The organism is Methylobacterium sp. J-043, assembly GCF_022829505.1.
Classification (GTDB): domain Bacteria; phylum Pseudomonadota; class Alphaproteobacteria; order Rhizobiales; family Beijerinckiaceae; genus Methylobacterium; species Methylobacterium extorquens_A.
Map to the genome: position 1 here is coordinate 215,889 of NZ_JAKSYB010000058.1, position 15,759 is coordinate 231,647.

The 15,759-nt window shown below is 65.9% G+C and carries 21 protein-coding genes and 1 tRNA gene; 16 read left to right on the plus strand and 6 right to left on the minus strand.

Annotated features, from left to right (window positions below; translation table 11 throughout):
• The first annotated feature begins 146 nt into the window (after nt 1–146).
• From MKK50_RS16280 to MKK50_RS16310, 7 genes are all read left to right on the plus strand, one after another.
• Nucleotides 147–419 carry a hypothetical protein gene (locus MKK50_RS16280; RefSeq protein WP_499023782.1) on the plus strand — a complete coding sequence of 91 codons (273 nt, stop codon included), beginning with the start codon at nt 147–149 and terminating at the stop codon, nt 417–419.
• Nucleotides 403–858, plus strand: coding sequence for a hypothetical protein (locus tag MKK50_RS16285; RefSeq protein WP_499023784.1), 456 nt, complete (start codon nt 403–405; stop codon nt 856–858). The genes MKK50_RS16280 and MKK50_RS16285 overlap by 17 nt, the downstream gene beginning before the upstream one ends.
• A 45-nt stretch (nt 859–903) precedes the next feature.
• Complete coding sequence (locus tag MKK50_RS16290) at nt 904–1,581, plus strand: hypothetical protein (protein WP_499023786.1); 678 nt, start codon at nt 904–906, stop codon at nt 1,579–1,581.
• Nucleotides 1,578–2,540, plus strand: coding sequence for a S49 family peptidase (locus tag MKK50_RS16295; RefSeq protein WP_499023788.1), 963 nt, complete (start codon nt 1,578–1,580; stop codon nt 2,538–2,540). The genes MKK50_RS16290 and MKK50_RS16295 overlap by 4 nt, the downstream gene beginning before the upstream one ends.
• A gap of 159 nt (nt 2,541–2,699) precedes the next feature.
• On the plus strand, nt 2,700–3,254 hold the full coding sequence (locus MKK50_RS16300) for a hypothetical protein (protein WP_499023790.1): 555 nt from the start codon (nt 2,700–2,702) through the stop codon (nt 3,252–3,254).
• A complete protein-coding gene (locus MKK50_RS16305; RefSeq protein ID WP_499023792.1) occupies nt 3,251–3,913 on the plus strand; it encodes a hypothetical protein in 663 nt (220 codons plus the stop codon). Before MKK50_RS16300 ends, MKK50_RS16305 begins: the two co-directional genes overlap by 4 nt.
• A complete protein-coding gene (locus MKK50_RS16310) occupies nt 3,898–4,536 on the plus strand; it encodes a hypothetical protein (RefSeq protein ID WP_499023794.1) in 639 nt (212 codons plus the stop codon). Before MKK50_RS16305 ends, MKK50_RS16310 begins: the two co-directional genes overlap by 16 nt.
• Nucleotides 4,537–4,663: 127 nt before the next feature.
• Here the strand turns inward: MKK50_RS16310 and MKK50_RS16315 are convergent, their stop codons facing one another.
• The 3 genes from MKK50_RS16315 to MKK50_RS16325 all read right to left on the minus strand — a co-directional run bounded on the left by MKK50_RS16315 (nt 4,664) and on the right by MKK50_RS16325 (nt 6,600).
• Nucleotides 4,664–5,713: a ParA family protein gene (locus MKK50_RS16315; protein ID WP_499023796.1), complete on the minus strand. Its 1,050-nt coding sequence runs from the start codon at nt 5,711–5,713 to the stop codon at nt 4,664–4,666.
• Nucleotides 5,714–6,013: 300 nt separating this feature from the next.
• Nucleotides 6,014–6,355, minus strand: coding sequence for a DUF6883 domain-containing protein (locus MKK50_RS16320; protein ID WP_499023797.1), 342 nt, complete (start codon nt 6,353–6,355; stop codon nt 6,014–6,016).
• On the minus strand, nt 6,352–6,600 hold the full coding sequence (locus tag MKK50_RS16325) for a DUF4926 domain-containing protein (RefSeq protein WP_499023798.1): 249 nt from the start codon (nt 6,598–6,600) through the stop codon (nt 6,352–6,354). The genes MKK50_RS16320 and MKK50_RS16325 overlap by 4 nt, the downstream gene beginning before the upstream one ends.
• 533 nt (nt 6,601–7,133) lie before the next feature.
• On the opposite strand from MKK50_RS16325, the gene MKK50_RS16330 reads away from it, so the two are divergent.
• From MKK50_RS16330 to MKK50_RS16350, 5 genes are all read left to right on the plus strand, one after another.
• Nucleotides 7,134–7,355, plus strand: a complete 222-nt coding sequence (locus tag MKK50_RS16330) for a hypothetical protein (RefSeq protein ID WP_499023799.1) — start codon at nt 7,134–7,136, stop codon at nt 7,353–7,355.
• Nucleotides 7,352–7,681: a hypothetical protein gene (locus MKK50_RS16335; protein ID WP_499023800.1), complete on the plus strand. Its 330-nt coding sequence runs from the start codon at nt 7,352–7,354 to the stop codon at nt 7,679–7,681. Before MKK50_RS16330 ends, MKK50_RS16335 begins: the two co-directional genes overlap by 4 nt.
• A gap of 436 nt (nt 7,682–8,117) precedes the next feature.
• Nucleotides 8,118–8,288: a hypothetical protein gene (locus MKK50_RS16340; protein ID WP_499023801.1), complete on the plus strand. Its 171-nt coding sequence runs from the start codon at nt 8,118–8,120 to the stop codon at nt 8,286–8,288.
• A gap of 182 nt (nt 8,289–8,470) precedes the next feature.
• Nucleotides 8,471–9,088, plus strand: a complete 618-nt coding sequence (locus MKK50_RS16345; RefSeq protein WP_499023803.1) for a hypothetical protein — start codon at nt 8,471–8,473, stop codon at nt 9,086–9,088.
• A 180-nt stretch (nt 9,089–9,268) separates the two neighbouring features.
• The gene (locus MKK50_RS16350; protein WP_499023805.1) at nt 9,269–10,327 is read left to right on the plus strand and encodes a tyrosine-type recombinase/integrase; all 1,059 of its coding nucleotides are present in this window, start codon (nt 9,269–9,271) and stop codon (nt 10,325–10,327) included.
• A gap of 39 nt (nt 10,328–10,366) precedes the next feature.
• Here MKK50_RS16350 and MKK50_RS16355 read toward each other — a convergent pair.
• Nucleotides 10,367–10,442 (minus strand) — tRNA-Lys (locus tag MKK50_RS16355).
• A 196-nt stretch (nt 10,443–10,638) separates the two neighbouring features.
• Between MKK50_RS16355 and hemC the strand changes: the two genes are divergently transcribed.
• Nucleotides 10,639–11,568, plus strand: coding sequence for a hydroxymethylbilane synthase (gene hemC / locus MKK50_RS16360; protein ID WP_499023807.1), 930 nt, complete (start codon nt 10,639–10,641; stop codon nt 11,566–11,568).
• A 150-nt stretch (nt 11,569–11,718) separates the two neighbouring features.
• On the opposite strand, the gene MKK50_RS16365 is transcribed toward hemC, so the two are convergent.
• On the minus strand, nt 11,719–12,780 hold the full coding sequence (locus MKK50_RS16365) for a GSCFA domain-containing protein (protein WP_499023809.1): 1,062 nt from the start codon (nt 12,778–12,780) through the stop codon (nt 11,719–11,721).
• A gap of 47 nt (nt 12,781–12,827) precedes the next feature.
• Between MKK50_RS16365 and MKK50_RS16370 the strand changes: the two genes are divergently transcribed.
• Complete coding sequence (locus tag MKK50_RS16370; protein ID WP_499023810.1) at nt 12,828–13,850, plus strand: WcbI family polysaccharide biosynthesis putative acetyltransferase; 1,023 nt, start codon at nt 12,828–12,830, stop codon at nt 13,848–13,850.
• A 99-nt stretch (nt 13,851–13,949) separates the two neighbouring features.
• Here MKK50_RS16370 and MKK50_RS16375 read toward each other — a convergent pair whose 3' ends face one another.
• Nucleotides 13,950–14,348, minus strand: coding sequence for a response regulator (locus MKK50_RS16375; protein ID WP_499023813.1), 399 nt, complete (start codon nt 14,346–14,348; stop codon nt 13,950–13,952).
• Nucleotides 14,349–14,450: 102 nt separating this feature from the next.
• Between MKK50_RS16375 and MKK50_RS16380 the strand changes: the two genes are divergently transcribed.
• Both MKK50_RS16380 and pal read left to right on the plus strand, forming a co-directional pair.
• Entirely contained in the window at nt 14,451–14,804 is a 354-nt protein-coding gene (locus MKK50_RS16380; RefSeq protein WP_253368218.1) for a hypothetical protein, read from the plus strand.
• A 375-nt stretch (nt 14,805–15,179) separates the two neighbouring features.
• Complete coding sequence (pal, locus tag MKK50_RS16385) at nt 15,180–15,692, plus strand: peptidoglycan-associated lipoprotein Pal (RefSeq protein WP_499023816.1); 513 nt, start codon at nt 15,180–15,182, stop codon at nt 15,690–15,692.
• The last annotated feature ends 67 nt before the right edge of the window (nt 15,693–15,759 follow it).

Consider the following 15,759-nt stretch of genomic DNA (forward strand, 5'->3'; position numbering starts at 1 on the left):
GATCAACGGCTTAGCGGTCGCCGCCGTTGCTAAGGCCGCACAAGGTCGCTGCTCCGCACCGGTCAAAACTCCGCACACGGTCCGCACGAACTCCGCACTCGCGCACCGTTGCGGGATGCTGCCCTTTGCACATCAGGAGCGATCCAATGGACGCGACAGACGAAGCCTATCGGTTTGGCCGAGACATCGCCGGCTTTGCTCGTGAGCGAGCCGCGCAGCTCCGGGCGACGCATGCCGACCCCCAAGCCCTCGCCGCCGCGATCCAGCTTCAATGCGAGGCGCCCGCGACCAAAGCCCTGGCGGCGAAGCTCATGGCGATGAAGCAGGGTGGCTTGTCGGTGCGTGCGGCCGAGGCTTGGGCGGTCGAGGCCGAACGCGGCTACCGCGAGGGCATGGCCGAGAGTGTCCCGGTCCACTGACCTCGCCCTACTCCGGCGGATTGCGGACGGGGCCGAGACGCCGACCGACCGTGCAGTTCTCGCCGAGCGGGTTCGCGCCTACCTCGCGGCGGCCCCGCGCGGCGCCAGCCTCGATGCGGCCTTTGGGCTGGCGCCGGCCGCCGGGCGACTGCACTGGTGGCAGGCGCAGGCGATCGAGGCGCGCGACGCCGCCCTGCGCATGCTGGCGTCCCGGCACTTTGCCGGCCTGCCGCAACGGACGCAGGCGCGGGAGATCCGGCGCGCACTCTCGGCCTACGCCTCCGGGCAATGGCGCATCGACCGCACGGCGAGCGCCGTTCCAGGCGAGCACATCGGGACGGCGCGCGAGGTGATGTTCGATCTGATGCGGGCCCGCGAGGCGGTACCGAGCGTGGAGCACATCCGGCGCGTCTTGCGCGGCGCCGAGGGTGGTTCATGAAACACCCCCTATTCATGCCCCACGAACCGCTTCAGCCTCTGCGCCATGTACCTGCCAGCGCACGCCCGCCCCTACGATCTTGCCGATTCGGCGAGGGCCACGCCCTCCGGCGTCATCGCGCGCCTCAAAGGCTTCCTCGGAATGCCGACCCCGCCGGAGACGCCGGAGGAGGCCGCCGCGCGCCGCGACCGCCAGCGCCGCGAGGCCGCCGCGGAGTTGGACCAGATCGAGGCCGACCGTAACGCCACGCTGCCGGGCCTCGCCGCCGCCGAGGTGAAGGCCCGCAAGCGGCTGGATGCGGTGACGCCCGGCTACCAGCAGGCAGTCGCGGACTTCGACCGAGCGCAGGCGGTGCATAGCCGCCGGGCGCACGATTTCGCCTATGCTCGCGAGCTTGCCGTCCGGCGCATCACGGCCGCGGCCGATCCGGTCATCGAGGAGTTCCGGCAGGATCTTCACCGGTTGCTGGAAGCCAACCGCCTGACGCCGATCGAGCGGGACTTGCGCCAGAAGCAGTTCGACATGCGCCGGCAAGCCTACGACGTGGAGGAGTGGAGCAACCTGCCCTCCATCGCCGCGCGCCGCATCGCGATCCTGGCTGCGATCAACGAGACCGACGATCTCAAGGCCGACCCGAACCAAGCCGACATTCGTGAGCGGCTGGTGAAGATCGTCGAGGCCCTGCCGGACAACACCGTTCTCGTGAAGGTAGCTGACGCATGAGCGGGATCGACCACATCCTCGCCGCCGCGGCCTCGCAGCCCTGGGCGGTGATGCCGGAGAAGCTGGCCGAGATCCGGGCTTTCCTCGCGCTGCGGGCCGATGGCGTCCGGTTCACGCCCGCCGAGATCGAGGCACGCATTGGTGCCGGCCGGACGGGCCAGCCCGCCGCCGCGCCGGGCGCCGTCGCCGTCATCCCGGTCATCGGGTTCATGTCGCAGCGCGCGACCATGCTGGGCGAGATCAGCGGCGGCGGCGGCACCTCGACCGAGCGTGTCGGCGCCATGTTCCGCCGGGCGCTGGCCGACCCGAACGTGAAGGCGATCGTGCTCGAGGTGGACAGTCCCGGCGGCGGCGTGTTCGGCGTGCGCGAGCTGGCCGACGAGATCCGCGCCGCCCGCGGGCGCAAGCCGATCGTGGCGCAGGTGAACAGCCTCGCCGCCTCAGCCGCTTACTGGATCACGACCGCCGCGAGCGAGGTGGTGGTGACGCCGGGCGCTGAGGTGGGATCGATCGGCGTCTATTCGGTGCACGACGACTTGTCGGGGATGCTCGACAAGGCCGGCATCAGCAAGTCCTACATCTCGGCCGGCGAGTTCAAGGTCGAGGGCAACCCGCTCGGCCCCCTCACCGCGGAAGCCCGCGACTATCGGCAGAAGCGGGTCAACGAGACCTATACCGACTTCGTGTCCGATGTCGCGAAGGGCCGCGGCACGACGCCGGCGCGGGTGCGGGCCGAGTTCGGCAAGGGCCGGACGGTCGGCGCGCGGGAGGCGGTGCGGCTCGGAATGGCCGATCGCGTCGCCACGATGCAGGACACCCTGCGCCGGCTCGGCGGCGGACAGGCCGCGGCGGCGCCCGCGCGCTCCTCCGGCTACGAGGATGAGGCGCAGGCGCGGGACGACTTCCGCCGCCGCCGACACGCGTTCCGCACGCGCACCCAAGCCGCCGGTCGGGCATGACGGCGGCGGGCCACTCGGCGGTGCCCGCAACAACACCGAGAGCCGGCAGCAGCAAAAACTCCGTGAGCTGCGTGGCCGGCATCCTTTCTCACGTCCCGGCCGACCGCGGATGTACCGGCGGCCGGGGCACCCCTTCCGATCTCGCAGAGGCGCAGGGCCATGCAAGTCGCCGTGAAGCACAGCCTGCAGCTCTATGACTCGGCTGACACATCGCAGGCGGAGGACGCCGCGCTCATCCTACCCATCGCCGAGGCGCACGCTGTCATGGGCGAGACGGTCAAGGCCTACCTCAGCCGCGTCGTATGGCGGTTTGATCTCCCCACGGTCCTGACGATCAACGGCGAGTTCTACGGCCGGGCAGAATGGGAAGTACAAGCCTTCGCCGCAAACGATCGAGTCGAGTTCATCAGCCGCCCGCTCGGCAACAGCTCGGGCGGCGGCTCGACCGTCAAAAGCATCGCCTCCGTCCTGGCATTGGTAGCGCTCACCGCAGTTGCCGGCCCCGCGGGCTTCATCGGGTCCGCTCTCGCGACCACGTTCGGCAGCGTCGGTGGCGCGCTTGCGAGCGCGGCCATTGTCGGCGCCGCCGCAGCCCCTGTTGCGCTCTGGACGCGTCCGGCTGTGCCGCTGTGGCGTCGAGCCATCCGCACCGCCCGCGACAGCCTGCGCGCCGTCCTGGCCGTGTCCTGCCGCTTCTGGAACTCCGCAGCATGACCGCGATCAACGCCCTCGTCCGCCGCGATCGCGTGCATGTCGTCACCGATGGCGCGGTCTATCAGCCTGACGGCGCCGTCGTGGGGTCGATGCAGAAGGTCTACATCCTCGCGCATGCCGACGCGGTGATGGCCTACCGAGGGCCGAGCTACATCGGGCCGACGCTCTACGGCTGCCTCAACGGTTCAAACCTGACGGGCTTCGACGACCTCCTGTCGAAGCTGATCCCGGCCGTCCTACACACGCTCGACAGCCTCGCGGCCTTCGATCCGGAGGTGGTGGCGGAGGCGAACGCCCGCCTGGATCTCCGCCGCGCCGACGTGGTGGTGGCCGGCTGGTCGCGCGATCGTGGGCGAGGCGAGATCTACACGCTCGACACATCCGCTGAGGTATGGCGCCTCGAGCCGCAGGGCGAGGGCTTCATCATGCCGGGCGACAACCCCGCGCTGATAGCCCGCCTCGAAGCGCACGGCTGGGACCTCACCGACGAGCGCCAGGACAAGCGGCGCCTGCTGGAATTGCTGAACCATCAGCGCGCGGTCGCTGATATCCTGCCTGATGGTGCCCGGTTCTCCACGGTCGGCGCCTTCGCGCAGCACACCGTCATCACCGCCGAGGGCATCCGCACCCGCATTGTGGAGCGGTGGCCCGCTCCATAGAGGCAGAAAAGCGTGTTGATTGGGCCACGTCCGCCGTGCAGGTTGCCCGAATGCGCCCATTCCTTACCGCCCTAATCACCTTCACCGCCGCTTCTACGGCCGCTGCGCAGTCAGCGCAGCCGCCCGCCCAGCCACCTGCGCCCAAGACCAAGATCGAGGCGTTCACGGGCACCACGGGCACCGTGATGATCAAAGGCTACACCAATGTTGGCAGCCTTTCCGGAAGTGCTGGTGTTGACGTCCAGGCGATGACGTTTCGCAACCCGAATGGCAACGAAACCCATACGGGGCTCGCAATCAACGTAAAGGAAGCGGGCAATAGTTACGGAGATAGCAAGAGGTCATTCGTTGACTATGACGAAATTGCGGAACTGCTCGACGGCATCAAGTACGTAGCCAAAAGTCAAAAAGGAATAACACCCCTCGATTTCTTCGAGTCGTCTTATGCGACAAAAGACAATTTACAGGTCGTCGTCTGGAACAGCAGAACCGGAGATGTCAGCGCAAACATAAGCGCAGGCTCGACTTATTCGCGAGCCTCGGCCTTCGTTAGCCTTGCGCAACTGGAGGAGTTCGCTCGCCTGATAGAGGCGGGGAAGAAGCTCCTTAACGAAGCGCGTTGACTACGCGGCGTCTGGTGTCTTGGCGCAATGAATGCTGTCGCTGCGCCGCCGTAGTTCGCTGCGCCCAAAATGGCAACTGAGAAGCCGAGACGTGGCTGCGAACGCTGTCACAGCCACGCTGCAGCCGTCAGATCCCCGTCAAAATCTCAACGCTATTTGCCAGACCATCAAACGATGCCCTGAACACGTCTCGACTTTCTTTCATAGTGTCTAGCACCTTCCCGATTTGACCGATTTGCTCGTCGGAGAGCGCGAAGACAGGTGTATTGTGCTCTTGAGATTGAGCTATTAGCGAGTTAAAGTCGGAGATATTTACAAGGTTAAAAGGGGTATCTCCAGGCGCAGCGGCCGTGAAATCAGCGTGCGATACCGTCATATGTTGGTGCGAAAGAGCTGGATGCAGCACATCAGTTACAGTGACCTTGATAATGTCGATCCATTTTTGGAAAGACTTCACAGGGCTACCCTTGCGCGGCCGATATCTCTGCGAGATGATGCCACAGAAGCGAGGCGGCTGAGCAGGAAATGGGTACAGGAGGGCTTTGGATCTAAATCCGGCTACAGCCATGTTCCAGCGAGGGAGCACACGCGATAGAGAATATATCGCTTGATTGCAATAATAATCGGGTGACGTTGGAACAATAAAGAAGTCACTTCCCATAAGAAAGCACTCGTTGAGTGCGCCGACGCTAGGGCTCATATCAAGAATGATGGCGTCGATGTCGTTCGCCTGCGCTGTCATGCGCAATAGCGCGCATAGAGAGCCTGGAATGTTTTGTAGGGCCGGCATGGCCTGAGCGGTAGCAAGCGCCACAGCAATCTGAGTTTCATGTTCGGAGAGACTGATATTGCCTGCCAGCAAAAAAAGGTTTTCATGAGTAGTTGCTGTGATAATGGCTGGCTGTAGGGGTGCACCGGCGCCCGCAAAAACAGGCGCCAAAGCGTCACTTATGTTTGCGTTGACGTTATCTTTATAAAATTCAGTGAAATCGTCGACGCCATCAAAGCCTAGAACGGTTCCTGTGAGATTGCACTGAGGGTCGCCATCGACAATCAGTATTTTCTTGCCGCGATCCGCGAGTGCCCAGCCAAGATTGAATGCAGTAGTTGTTTTGCTTACCCCGCCCTTATGGTTGAATAATGAAATAATTGGAATGTACTTCTCTTCGCCCGGCATGAAGGCGCTTCCTCATAGCATTTGTTAATTGCGCAACTTGAGCCCTTGCGACTCAATGCGGAGAGATATTGCGGCTCGCTCTCAAGTTGTCGAGGGCTTTCCAAGCATTTTTGATCCGCCTCGAAGTCTCGCTCGCAGCCCGGCGACGCGCTGCCCGCCGATTGCAATTGCATCGACAGCGCGTAGCACGAAGCCCCACCCAGGTTGCCGAGTTGAGGGCATTGAGAGCATAGCCTAACGTGGGGCGGCAGAAGACTGCCCGAAAAACGCCCGCTGCGTCCAGAAGGCGACCGGGAAGCCCTAGCGCTTCAGCGGGTAGGCAGTGACGAAGCGCATCTCAGGCGGATACTCGCGAGCCATCCAGACTGTCCGCAGTGGCATGTCCCGCCCATCCGGCGCGCGCACCGTCCCTTCAAACACGATGCGGTGCGGCCCCTGCTGCGCCTGCTTGATGATGCCCGGCAGGTTCGCCATAGCGTGATCGACAAGCGCATTCGCCAGCACGCCCGGCGCATCTAGAGAAAAGCCGAAGCGCAGCAGGTATTTCGCCTTGGAGCCGCCGCGCGGGTGGTCAAGGTTGAGCAGGTACTCGAGGATCTTCGGATGCTCGATGACCCAAGCGACTTCGACAGTACGGCTCAAGCCGCAGCCCGCTTCACCAGGGCGAGGCCATGGCCTGCGACTGTCGCCAGCGCACCCTCCGGCTCGGCAAACTCGACCACATAGAGGTCATCGGCGCCGATCACGCTGACGATCGTGCCCTCGGCGCCGGCCGGGATCGTGTCGCCGTCATCGCTGAGCACGGCGGCCGTCAGCGTCACGTCGTCGAGATCCCTGAGGGGCGACGGCGGCACGTTCTGGAACCGATATGCGAACTCGACGGACATGCGAGATAGGCTACTCTGAGTTGGCAATTCCGCAAGTGGGCATGTGCCGCGATTGTCGCAAGCGCGCAGCACGAAACCCCCGCCGCCTTGCCGGGCGCGGGGTGTTCGTGTCATGCTGTCAATGGAGCCTGAGAACTCCCGAACCGGACCCTGCCAGGGGTTGGCGGTTCAGTCTGTGACGGAAGCCTAACACCTTGCCGGGTGATCGGCCCCGTAATGAGCGTGCTCACCTCCCGGTGAGCGCGACCGGCTCACTATGCCGGGAGTGCGGCGATACGGTCAAGCGGAAACGCTCGGCCGCGATACAACAGCCCTTCGGGGTAAAGATCGCCGCGCACGTTCTCACAGGCGTGTTCTCAGCCTCCCGGCGCCAGTGCCGTTCGCTGGCATGGCCGAAAGCCCCTGAGAAGGCTTGAGGCCCCGGCCCTGAGAAGCCGGTCCGAACCTGTGAGACCGAGATGACCATCCATATCCCCGTGAGGCCGCCGCGCATCGTTGCGCTGGGCGGACCTGTGTCGGCTGCGATCCGCGCCATGCGCGCCGACGAGCCGGCCACCGACCATGTCCGCATCCGCGAGCTGCGCCGGGCCATCGCCGATCGGATCGAGGCGGATATCGCCTTGCTCGACGCGCTGACGCCTGACTGCGACCTCGAAGACGGACACGACGCCGAGGGCGGCACCGACGACAACGGCCTCGCCGACGACGACGGCTGGCATGAGCAGCGCCTGCGCGACGAACTGGTTGCGGCATGAGCGCCCCCGCATCCCGCCGCGGCTTCCTCCGCGGCCTCACCACGCTTCCGCTCATCGGCGGCGGCGTGGCCCTCATCGGTGCCCCTTCCGCAGTCGCCGAGCCCGTGACCGTCAACTTGCTGACAAACTACGAGACGTGGTTGCAGCAGGAGCTTCTGGCGACGGCTCGCGCAGCTCGTGGAGACGCACGGGGCTCAATCGCGACCTGCTACACGCCGGCATGGGAATGGCACATGCGGATGCTGGATCGCAACGAGGGGCCTGCGACCCGCGCCGCACTGGTCATGGCATCCGTTGGCTGCGACTGGCGAGAGGGCGGACGATGAAGGCGCCTGCTCTCTCCCGTCGCGGGCTCGTCGCCGGTCTAGCCGCCTACCCGCTTGCCAGCCTGCCTCCCGCGACGGCGGCAACAGTCTCATCTGCGGAGGCGGCTTTCCTCGCGCTCGGTCCGGTGCTCGTGCCATTGCTTGAGGAGCACGAGAGGCTATGGGCCCCATGCCGAGCGCTCTACGAAGCAGCGGAGCAAGCCTGTTCTGGCCTCCGCTGGCCGGCGCGTGAGGCCACGTCCGAGTGGCGGGCATACATCGCAGGGCGAGAGCCCGCAGACGCTGTCGAGCAGCGCTTGATGGCGTTGTACGAGCCCTTCATCGACACACCGCTCACCAGCTTCGAAGGCATCCGCTTGCGGCATCGCTTCGGGATGGCACTAGACGGGTTTCGCGAGTGCGCTCTCGATGATCTCGACCGTCTGTGGGGGCGCCCATGCGCCTGATCCTCTGCTTCCTTTCCCTGGCGCAGATCCGGCTGTCCGCCTTCGACCGCGAGCGTTCCACCATGCTCGCCCGGCAGGCTGACGAAGCGCTGATGCGGGCTTGCTCGCGGATGGCGCTCGCCGAGGATCTCGCCCGCCGCGCGCGGCTCAACGGTCGCTGACGCCCCGGCCCGGCCGCTGCGGCGGCCCATTTGCACGCCGCTCGTGCAAAGTCGATCAGCTCGGCCGGGCCTCACGACTGTCACCGGAGGAACTACCTGCGAGCAGGTTTTCCGCGCAATACGCGGAATAACTTGCGCTTACCCTTTTTTCCGTGCAAAACGCGGATAAGGAGTCTGACGACATGGTTCGCTTACCCGCTCTGCTAGATCTGCTGGCCACCTTTGGCGGCTACGAACGTGCCACCTGGGAGGTGTTCGCACGCCAACTACGCGACAGCGGACATCTTCCCCGCTCGAAGCGCGGCAGAGGCGCACAACAAGCGACGCTTAGAGATGCGGCCAAGCTCATTATCGCGGGCATGGCGACAAGCAACCCGACGCGCTGCGACGATGCTATGGAGCGTATTTCAAGACTAAAGACTGTGAAAGGTCAAACCTCCTCTGCGAATTACCTTCTGAAGCATGATTTTGTTGAGAGTGATGATCCGGCAGAGATGCTGGCGAGGTGCATGTCACTTCTAGGGAGATCGCCGGACTTCACCATGACGGTCACAATGGACCGTCGCATGCTGGATCTGACGATCAGCGTCGAGAATACGAAGACAATAGATAGCACTGGCAGGGCCAATCAGTATGAGACCGTCATGTTCAAGTATTGGAAAGCAGAACAGGACGAAGCGTGGGTGCACGCCTTGAGCGCCGCCTGGAGTGAGCATGTCGCTCTAAAGGAGTGGGCGTTTCGCGCGATCCTTGACGCAGTTTGCCCGGAAGAGGGCTCCGCCGGCACGGCGGCGGCTTAGTCATGCCTCGCCGCCCATCCGCAACCCAAGCCGCTATCGCCCGCGCCGTAAAGGGCGCTCAGGCCGCCGGTCTCAAGGTCGGCCGCGTCGAGGTCGAGGGCGATCGGATCATCATCCATTCCTCTGAGCCGGGCCCGGTGACACCGGCGACAGAGCTCGACGCATGGAGGGACAAGCGCAATGCGCGTGCGTCTTAAGGGCCTGAACTCACGTCGGAAGCAGCTCGCCGACGGGACGTGGCGAACCTACTGGTATGCATGGAAGGGCGGGCCTCGCATTGATGGCGAGCCGGGCACCCCCGAGTTCATGGCGAGCTACAATCTGGCCGTCTCTGAGCGAGCCCGGCCCGCCGCCGGCGTCCTGCTCTCCGTCATGCAGGGCTATCAGGCCAGCGCGGCTTTCTCTTCTTTGGCTGCCTCGACCCGTCGCGATTACGTGCGGTACATTAAAGCGATCGAGGCCGAGTTCGGCGATTTCCCGCTCGGCGCGCTGTCCGATCGGCGCACTCGCGGTGAATTCATGGCTTGGCGCGATCGGCTGGCCGTGCGCTCGCGCCGGCAGGCCGACTATGCCTGGACCGTGCTCGCTCGGATCCTGTCGTGGGCGCTCGACCGCGGGCTGATCCTCGCGAACCCGTGCGAGCGGGGAGGGCGGCTCTATCGGGCGCGTCGTACCGACAAGGTATGGACGGACGTCGACGAGGCTGCGTTCCTCGCCCACGCGCCCGCGCACCTGCATCTGCCGCTGATCCTGGCGCTCTGGACCGGCCAGCGACAGGGCGACCTGCTGCGCCTGCCGTGGTCGGCCTATGATGGGCAGACTATCCGCCTCACGCAGGCCAAGACGGAAGCACGGGTCGTCATCCCCGTGAGCGGCCCGCTGCGCGCGGCGCTAGCTGCGACGACGAGGCGAAGCCCGATCATCCTGCTGAACTCGGAAGGCCGACCTTGGACCAGTGACGGCTTTCGCACCTCATGGGGCAAGGCATGCGCTGCGGCCGGCATCACCGGCCTTACCTTCCATGATTTGCGCGGGACCGCCGTCAGCCGCCTAGCACTCGCCGGCTGCTCTGCTCCCGAGATCGCGACGCTCACCGGGCACTCGCTCCGAGATGTCGGTGCGATCCTCGATTCCCACTACCTGAACCGCGATCCAGCCCTCGCCTTGGCCGCGATCCAGAAGCTCGAAGCGAGAACGAAAATTCCCGACCAAACTCCCGACTGTGTCAAACCGGTCTAGAGCCATTCAGAGAAAGTTCTGTATTTTCAGGGAGATGTTTGGTGGGCGCACTAGGGTTCGAACCTAGGACCCGCTGATTAAGAGTCAGCTGCTCTACCAACTGAGCTATGCGCCCGAAGCCTCGGGGGAGAGGCTGCACCGCCGGGCCACCAATCCCGTTCGGTGGCGGCGGATTAGCAACGGGCGGACGGCCTGTCCAGCCCCCTTCGAAAAGTTTTCCGACAAAGCGTTTGCGGGGACCTCGCGTCCCGTGCGGCCCCACATGCGCGCTGGCGCGTGACGGGCGCCGTCGTCTCGGGTAAAGCGCAACGATGAGCCTTTCACGCGCCCTGCGAATCGGAACCCGCGGCAGCCCGATGGCGCTGGCCCAGACTGGCATGGTCCGCGATCGGATCGTCGCTGCCAATCCGGGATTGGAGACGGAGATCGTCGTCGTCTCGACCGTGGCCGATCGCGTGCTCGATCGGCCGCTTTCGGCGATTGGCGGAAAGGGCTTGTTCACGAAGGAACTGGAACAGGCCCTGTTTGCCGACGAGATTGATGTCGCCGTTCACTCGATGAAGGACGTGGAGACGTGGCTGCCCGACGGGCTCGCCATCGCCTGCATCCTGGAACGCGACGACCCGCGCGACGCCTTCCTCAGCGCGAATGGGGCCAACGGCTTGGCTGACCTGCCCACCGGTGCACGGGTCGGCACCTCTTCGCTCAGGCGTGGAGCACAGGTGCTGATGCACCGGCCCGATCTCACCATCGTGCCCCTGCGCGGCAACGCCAACACCCGGATGCGCAAGCTGGAGGCGGGGGAGTGCGATGCCACGCTGCTGGCGCTCGCCGGCCTGCAGCGCCTCGGGATGGCGGATGTCGCCCGCAGCGTGCTCTCGGTGGACGAGATGCTCCCGGCCGTGGCGCAAGGCGCACTCGGCATCGAGTGCCGGGCCGGTGACGACACCATCCGGGCGCTGCTGGCGCCCGTCGCCTGCGCCACCACGACGACGGCGCTCGATGCGGAGCGCGGGCTCCTTGCCGAACTCGACGGCTCGTGCCGCACACCCATCGCGGCACTCGCGCAGGTGAGGGGCGATCGCATCAGCCTCGACGGGTTGCTGTTCCTGCCCGACGGCAGCCGCCACTGGGCGGTCCATCGCGAGGGACGGGCCGCGGACGCGGACGCGATCGGCCGCGATGCGGGCGCCGAGCTGAAGCGGGCGGCGGGCGACGTCTACTTCGCTCACCTCAAGTAACTTAGTCTCGTCCTAAATCCGGTTTATCTCTTCGGGAACCCGGACTTGAGTTCCGGTATGATCCCGCCGTGCTGGCATGGCGGGTCGCATGCTGAAGCGCCGGCACGGGCTGAGCGTTATGCGTGCCGCTCAAATAGAGCGGTACGCCGATCAGGCGAGACTGCGCTCGATCGTCTCCTCGTCGCAGATGACGCCTGCGGTGCCGGCGAACTCCGCTTCGCTGTCGTGGGCGGGCTGCGGCTCCGATTTCTCGGCTGAACCGGGCGCGAAGCTCGCCATGAAGGCGCGCATCACGTGGGCGACGCCAGCCTCGGCGATTCCACGCTGATCTTCCTCGTAGTAGCGCCCACCATTGGTGTGGCTCGTGATGATCTCGTAGGACGGGAAGTAGACGAGCCGCGGATCGCAGCGTTCGCAGACTTCTCCGGCAGCCGCCCGCAGCACCGCTTTCGAGTGTGCGTTCGCGACGAGCACGTGCTGGTCGCGATAGGTCGCGATCAGCGGCACCGGCGAGACGGTGAGGATGACCCGCGCGCTCGCATTCACGCTCCAGAGCCGATCGAGGAAGCCGTTGACGTCGGCGATCACCTCGGCCGTGCCCGCATTGACGAAAGCGACCTCCTGCGGATCGAATTGCCCACCCGCGACGCCCGGCGCGAGGGAGAGCGCCGCCCCATCGGCGCGGCAACGCCAGCCCTCGGTGAGGCCGAGCGTCACGACCAGCACGTCGAGGCTTTCAAAGAGATCGCGCACCCGCGCGAGATGGGTTTGCCGGGCCTCGATCACCGCCGCCTCGTCGGCGAAGCCATCTGGTTCGATGGTCGGGCGGAACGGATCGACAAGGCGTCCGTCCTCTCGCTGCCACGCCTTGAGTTGCGGATCGAAGGCGCCGAAGGCCCGGTCGAACAGTTGCACGAACTGTCGCGGACCGTAGAGATTGCCGTAGCGCGCCGAGAAGGTGCCGAACTGACGCGCGGTCGCCTCGGATTCGCTCAGCCCCTGGGGCGCGGTTTCCGTGACATGGTAGTTGAATCCGCCGCGGGCCAGCGCTTGCGAGACGCGTTGCGCGAAGCAGGAGCCGGCCGTGGCGACGCGATCGGTGCGGGCGATGCCAAAGGTGCCGCGCGGTCCCGGATCGAGGGCGAAGGGCGGCACGCCCGCCACCGCCTTGCGCCAGAAGCGCTCGGCCGGTAGATCGCGGTAAGGGTTCATCGCCTGATCCGATCCTGCACGCATGCCCGCGAGAGGCCGCGCGCCGCTTGGCCCCGCTCCCCGCCCTTTTCAAACCGCTCGCCCCGGCCTTCCAGGCCCTCGCGGCGCAACCGTTCTCCCCGCGATCCTGGGCGAGACCGTGGCGGCGGCCGGCTGGCCGCCCGCGGATTGCGGTGATCGGCAATTGTCAGTCCGCCGGCGTTGCGGAGGCCCTACGGCTGTTCCTGCCGGGCGCCGAGGTGGAGACGCTTCTCGTCGCCGGGCTCGGCCGACGGTTCGGGCATCTCGACCGGCTGGCACGCCATCTAAGGGGCGCCGATCATGTCTTCTCGCATTTCTTTCCCGAAGGCTTCGTCGCGGGCGGCAACGTTCATGGGCTCTCTGAGCGCGTGCCCGGTTTGCGGTTGTTTCCGACGATCCTGTTTTCCGGCTTCCATCCCGATCTCATCCATGTCGGCGACGAAGCGAGTCTGAGGCTGTCCCGCCTCGTCGCCTCGCCGATCGGGCCGTACCACTCGGCAATCGCGCTCCATGGCTTCCGTCAGGGGCTGAGCGTAGAGGCCACCCTACGGCTCTATACCGGTGCTGCTTTCGAACGGCTCGGCTATTTCGACCTGTGGCAGGCGAGCGCCGACTACCTGCTGCGCACGGCGCGCGACGTCGGGTTCGGCCTGGAGCGGGAATTCGCCCTATGGAGCCGCGGCGGCGTGTTCATGCACGTCGTCAACCACCCGCACCTGCATGTGCTGGGCGACATCGCCCGGCGTCTCGCCCGCGAGACCGGCTGCGACCCGCTCAACGTCCCGATCCAGACCTACGCCCCCGATGCGCTGACCTCCGAACCGGTCTGGCCGGTCCTGCCGGGAATCGCCGAACGCTACGGCGTGGCGGGCTCGACCTTGTTCAAGGGCGACGGCCGCCGCGCCGCGCCGCGCCTGCTCGATCTGCCGGATTTCGTGGCCGAAAGCTTCGCTCTCTATGCCCGGCAGCGATCACAAGACCTCGTCAATGCGCGGGTCGAGGCCTGGGAGAAGGATCCGGAGATCGGCGCGCTCTTCGGTGCGGCATAGATCGGATTCGGCGCGGGCGGCGTCAGCGTGCCGCCCGAGGCGCCCGAACGCTTCCGCTCTCGGCACGATAGCAAAGCGAGGGGTCTCGTCGGACGCCCGTCAGCCGGCGACGCGGCGGCCGTCTCCGAGGCCGTGCGACGCGGCCATCACGCTTGCCAGTTCCACGATCTCTCGGGCTTGGAACGGCTTACGGATATAGAGGCTCCCGGGAACCGTGCGGCTTTCGATCTGCGCCGCGGTCGAGGTGTAGACCACCGGCCGCTTCGGATGACGCTCGCGATAGGCAGCAGCCACGGTCCAGCCGTCGATCAGACCGGGGAGGAGAATGTCGGTGAGCAGCCAATCGATGGCCTCGCCCCCGTCCCGCAACGTCGTCAGCGCGGCCTCGCCGCTGGAGGCAGCAAGCACGCGCATGCCCTCACGCTCGCACAGCCGCGTCAGCATCTCGAGTAGCAGGTAATTGTCCTCGACGATGAGCACGGTCGGGGCGGAAGGCATGGCCCTTGTCCAGTTTGCAGCGCGCCCATCACATGGCGGAACAGTTAATGCATCATTAACTGCACGGTCGCATAGCAAGTTTTCGCAAAGCTGAGCAATGGAATGAATGAGCCTGCCGCGCATCGTCCCGCCCAGGCCCCCGCCTTCGACGCCGAGGCCCTGGCGGAGTTGGAGGATCTGTTCGGCCGCCCCCGCCTCATGGAGCTGCTCGAAGTCCTGGACCACGAGATTGCCATCCGCCTCGATCCGCCCGCCAGCGACACGTCGCGCCTCGCCGGCGACGCCCACATTCTCGTCTCGTCGAGCGGAGCGCTCTCCTTCCACGACCTATCGGGGGCTTGCGCAGCGCTGGAGCGGGCCTGTCTGAGCGGCACGGAGATCGCGACGCCGCTGGGCACCGCCGTTCACGCCGCGCGCCAGGCACGGGACGCGATCGCGACATTGCGCGGCGTGTGATTCCGCTCGTGTTGCCGCATCGCAACATCGATAGGCAAAGCGGTGCTGGTTCCGCTCGCGTCCACGGCGCGCCGCAATCTTGGACAGAACACTGAATATCGCTGCGGTCGAGCTTGGATTGGTCATGGGGTAGTGCGGTCGCGGCAGCGCGGCCCACCGTCTCACGAACAGACAGCGTTCCGGGTGCTGGCGTGAGAGACACTTGACCATCCGCGGCTACACCGTTCAGGACGAAAACGCTCTGCGCCGGCACGGATCTGCGACCGGTGATCGGGAGCGTTTCAGACTGAGACTCGGGGCCGGCCTTGATCGCCAGACGATTGGGGCAGGCACCGGCAGGACAACCGGCACGGCTCGGCCGTGAGGAGAGAGACGATGTCGACACCCGCGCGTTTCCGTGGGCTTTCCCTGACGCTGGTGCTCTGCGCCGCACTGGGCCTCGGCGCCTGCAGCAAGGATAGCGATCTTGCCGATGCGTCCGGCTTCGGTGCGGGTGGCCCCGGAGGCGCGGCCCGGCCCGGCAGCGCCCAGGATTTCGTGGTGAACATCGGCGACCGGGTGTTCTTCGAGTCCGATTCGACCGATCTCACCCCGACCGCGACCGCCACCCTCGACAAGCAGGCATCGTGGCTCCAGCGCTACTCGCGCTACAGCTTCCTCATCGAGGGCCATGCCGACGAGCGCGGCACGCGGGAGTACAACTACTCTCTCGGCGCCCGCCGCGCACAAACCGTGCAGGATTACCTCGCCTCCCGCGGCATCTCCGCCTCGCGGATGCGGACGGTCTCCTACGGCAAGGAGCGCCCGGTGGCGGTGTGCAACGACATCTCCTGCTGGTCGCAGAACCGCCGCTCCGTCAGCGTTCTGGACGGCGGCGCCGGCTCCTGAACCGGGTGCGGGCCCGGTTTTGCGGCCGACCGGGCCATCTGCTATCGGGTAAGCGTGCCTTATCGAA

Excerpts from the sequence above, each read along its gene's own strand:
- MKK50_RS16315 (WP_499023796.1), bottom strand. The coding sequence starts at position 5,713 with ATGCCGGGCGAAGAGAAGTACATTCCAATTATTTCATTATTCAACCAT.
- MKK50_RS16330 (WP_499023799.1), top strand. The coding sequence starts at position 7,134 with ATGCGCGCCGACGAGCCGGCCACCGACCATGTCCGCATCCGCGAGCTG.
- MKK50_RS16350 (WP_499023805.1), top strand. The coding sequence starts at position 9,269 with ATGCGCGTGCGTCTTAAGGGCCTGAACTCACGTCGGAAGCAGCTCGCC.
- hemC (WP_499023807.1), top strand. The coding sequence starts at position 10,639 with ATGAGCCTTTCACGCGCCCTGCGAATCGGAACCCGCGGCAGCCCGATG.
- MKK50_RS16305 (WP_499023792.1), top strand. The coding sequence starts at position 3,251 with ATGACCGCGATCAACGCCCTCGTCCGCCGCGATCGCGTGCATGTCGTC.
- MKK50_RS16280 (WP_499023782.1), top strand. The coding sequence starts at position 147 with ATGGACGCGACAGACGAAGCCTATCGGTTTGGCCGAGACATCGCCGGC.
- MKK50_RS16375 (WP_499023813.1), bottom strand. The coding sequence starts at position 14,348 with ATGCCTTCCGCCCCGACCGTGCTCATCGTCGAGGACAATTACCTGCTA.
- MKK50_RS16345 (WP_499023803.1), top strand. The coding sequence starts at position 8,471 with ATGGTTCGCTTACCCGCTCTGCTAGATCTGCTGGCCACCTTTGGCGGC.
- MKK50_RS16380 (WP_253368218.1), top strand. The coding sequence starts at position 14,451 with ATGAATGAGCCTGCCGCGCATCGTCCCGCCCAGGCCCCCGCCTTCGAC.
- MKK50_RS16290 (WP_499023786.1), top strand. The coding sequence starts at position 904 with ATGTACCTGCCAGCGCACGCCCGCCCCTACGATCTTGCCGATTCGGCG.
- pal (WP_499023816.1), top strand. The coding sequence starts at position 15,180 with ATGTCGACACCCGCGCGTTTCCGTGGGCTTTCCCTGACGCTGGTGCTC.
- MKK50_RS16365 (WP_499023809.1), bottom strand. The coding sequence starts at position 12,780 with ATGAACCCTTACCGCGATCTACCGGCCGAGCGCTTCTGGCGCAAGGCG.
- MKK50_RS16325 (WP_499023798.1), bottom strand. The coding sequence starts at position 6,600 with ATGTCCGTCGAGTTCGCATATCGGTTCCAGAACGTGCCGCCGTCGCCC.
- MKK50_RS16335 (WP_499023800.1), top strand. The coding sequence starts at position 7,352 with ATGAGCGCCCCCGCATCCCGCCGCGGCTTCCTCCGCGGCCTCACCACG.
- MKK50_RS16300 (WP_499023790.1), top strand. The coding sequence starts at position 2,700 with ATGCAAGTCGCCGTGAAGCACAGCCTGCAGCTCTATGACTCGGCTGAC.
- MKK50_RS16340 (WP_499023801.1), top strand. The coding sequence starts at position 8,118 with ATGCGCCTGATCCTCTGCTTCCTTTCCCTGGCGCAGATCCGGCTGTCC.
- MKK50_RS16295 (WP_499023788.1), top strand. The coding sequence starts at position 1,578 with ATGAGCGGGATCGACCACATCCTCGCCGCCGCGGCCTCGCAGCCCTGG.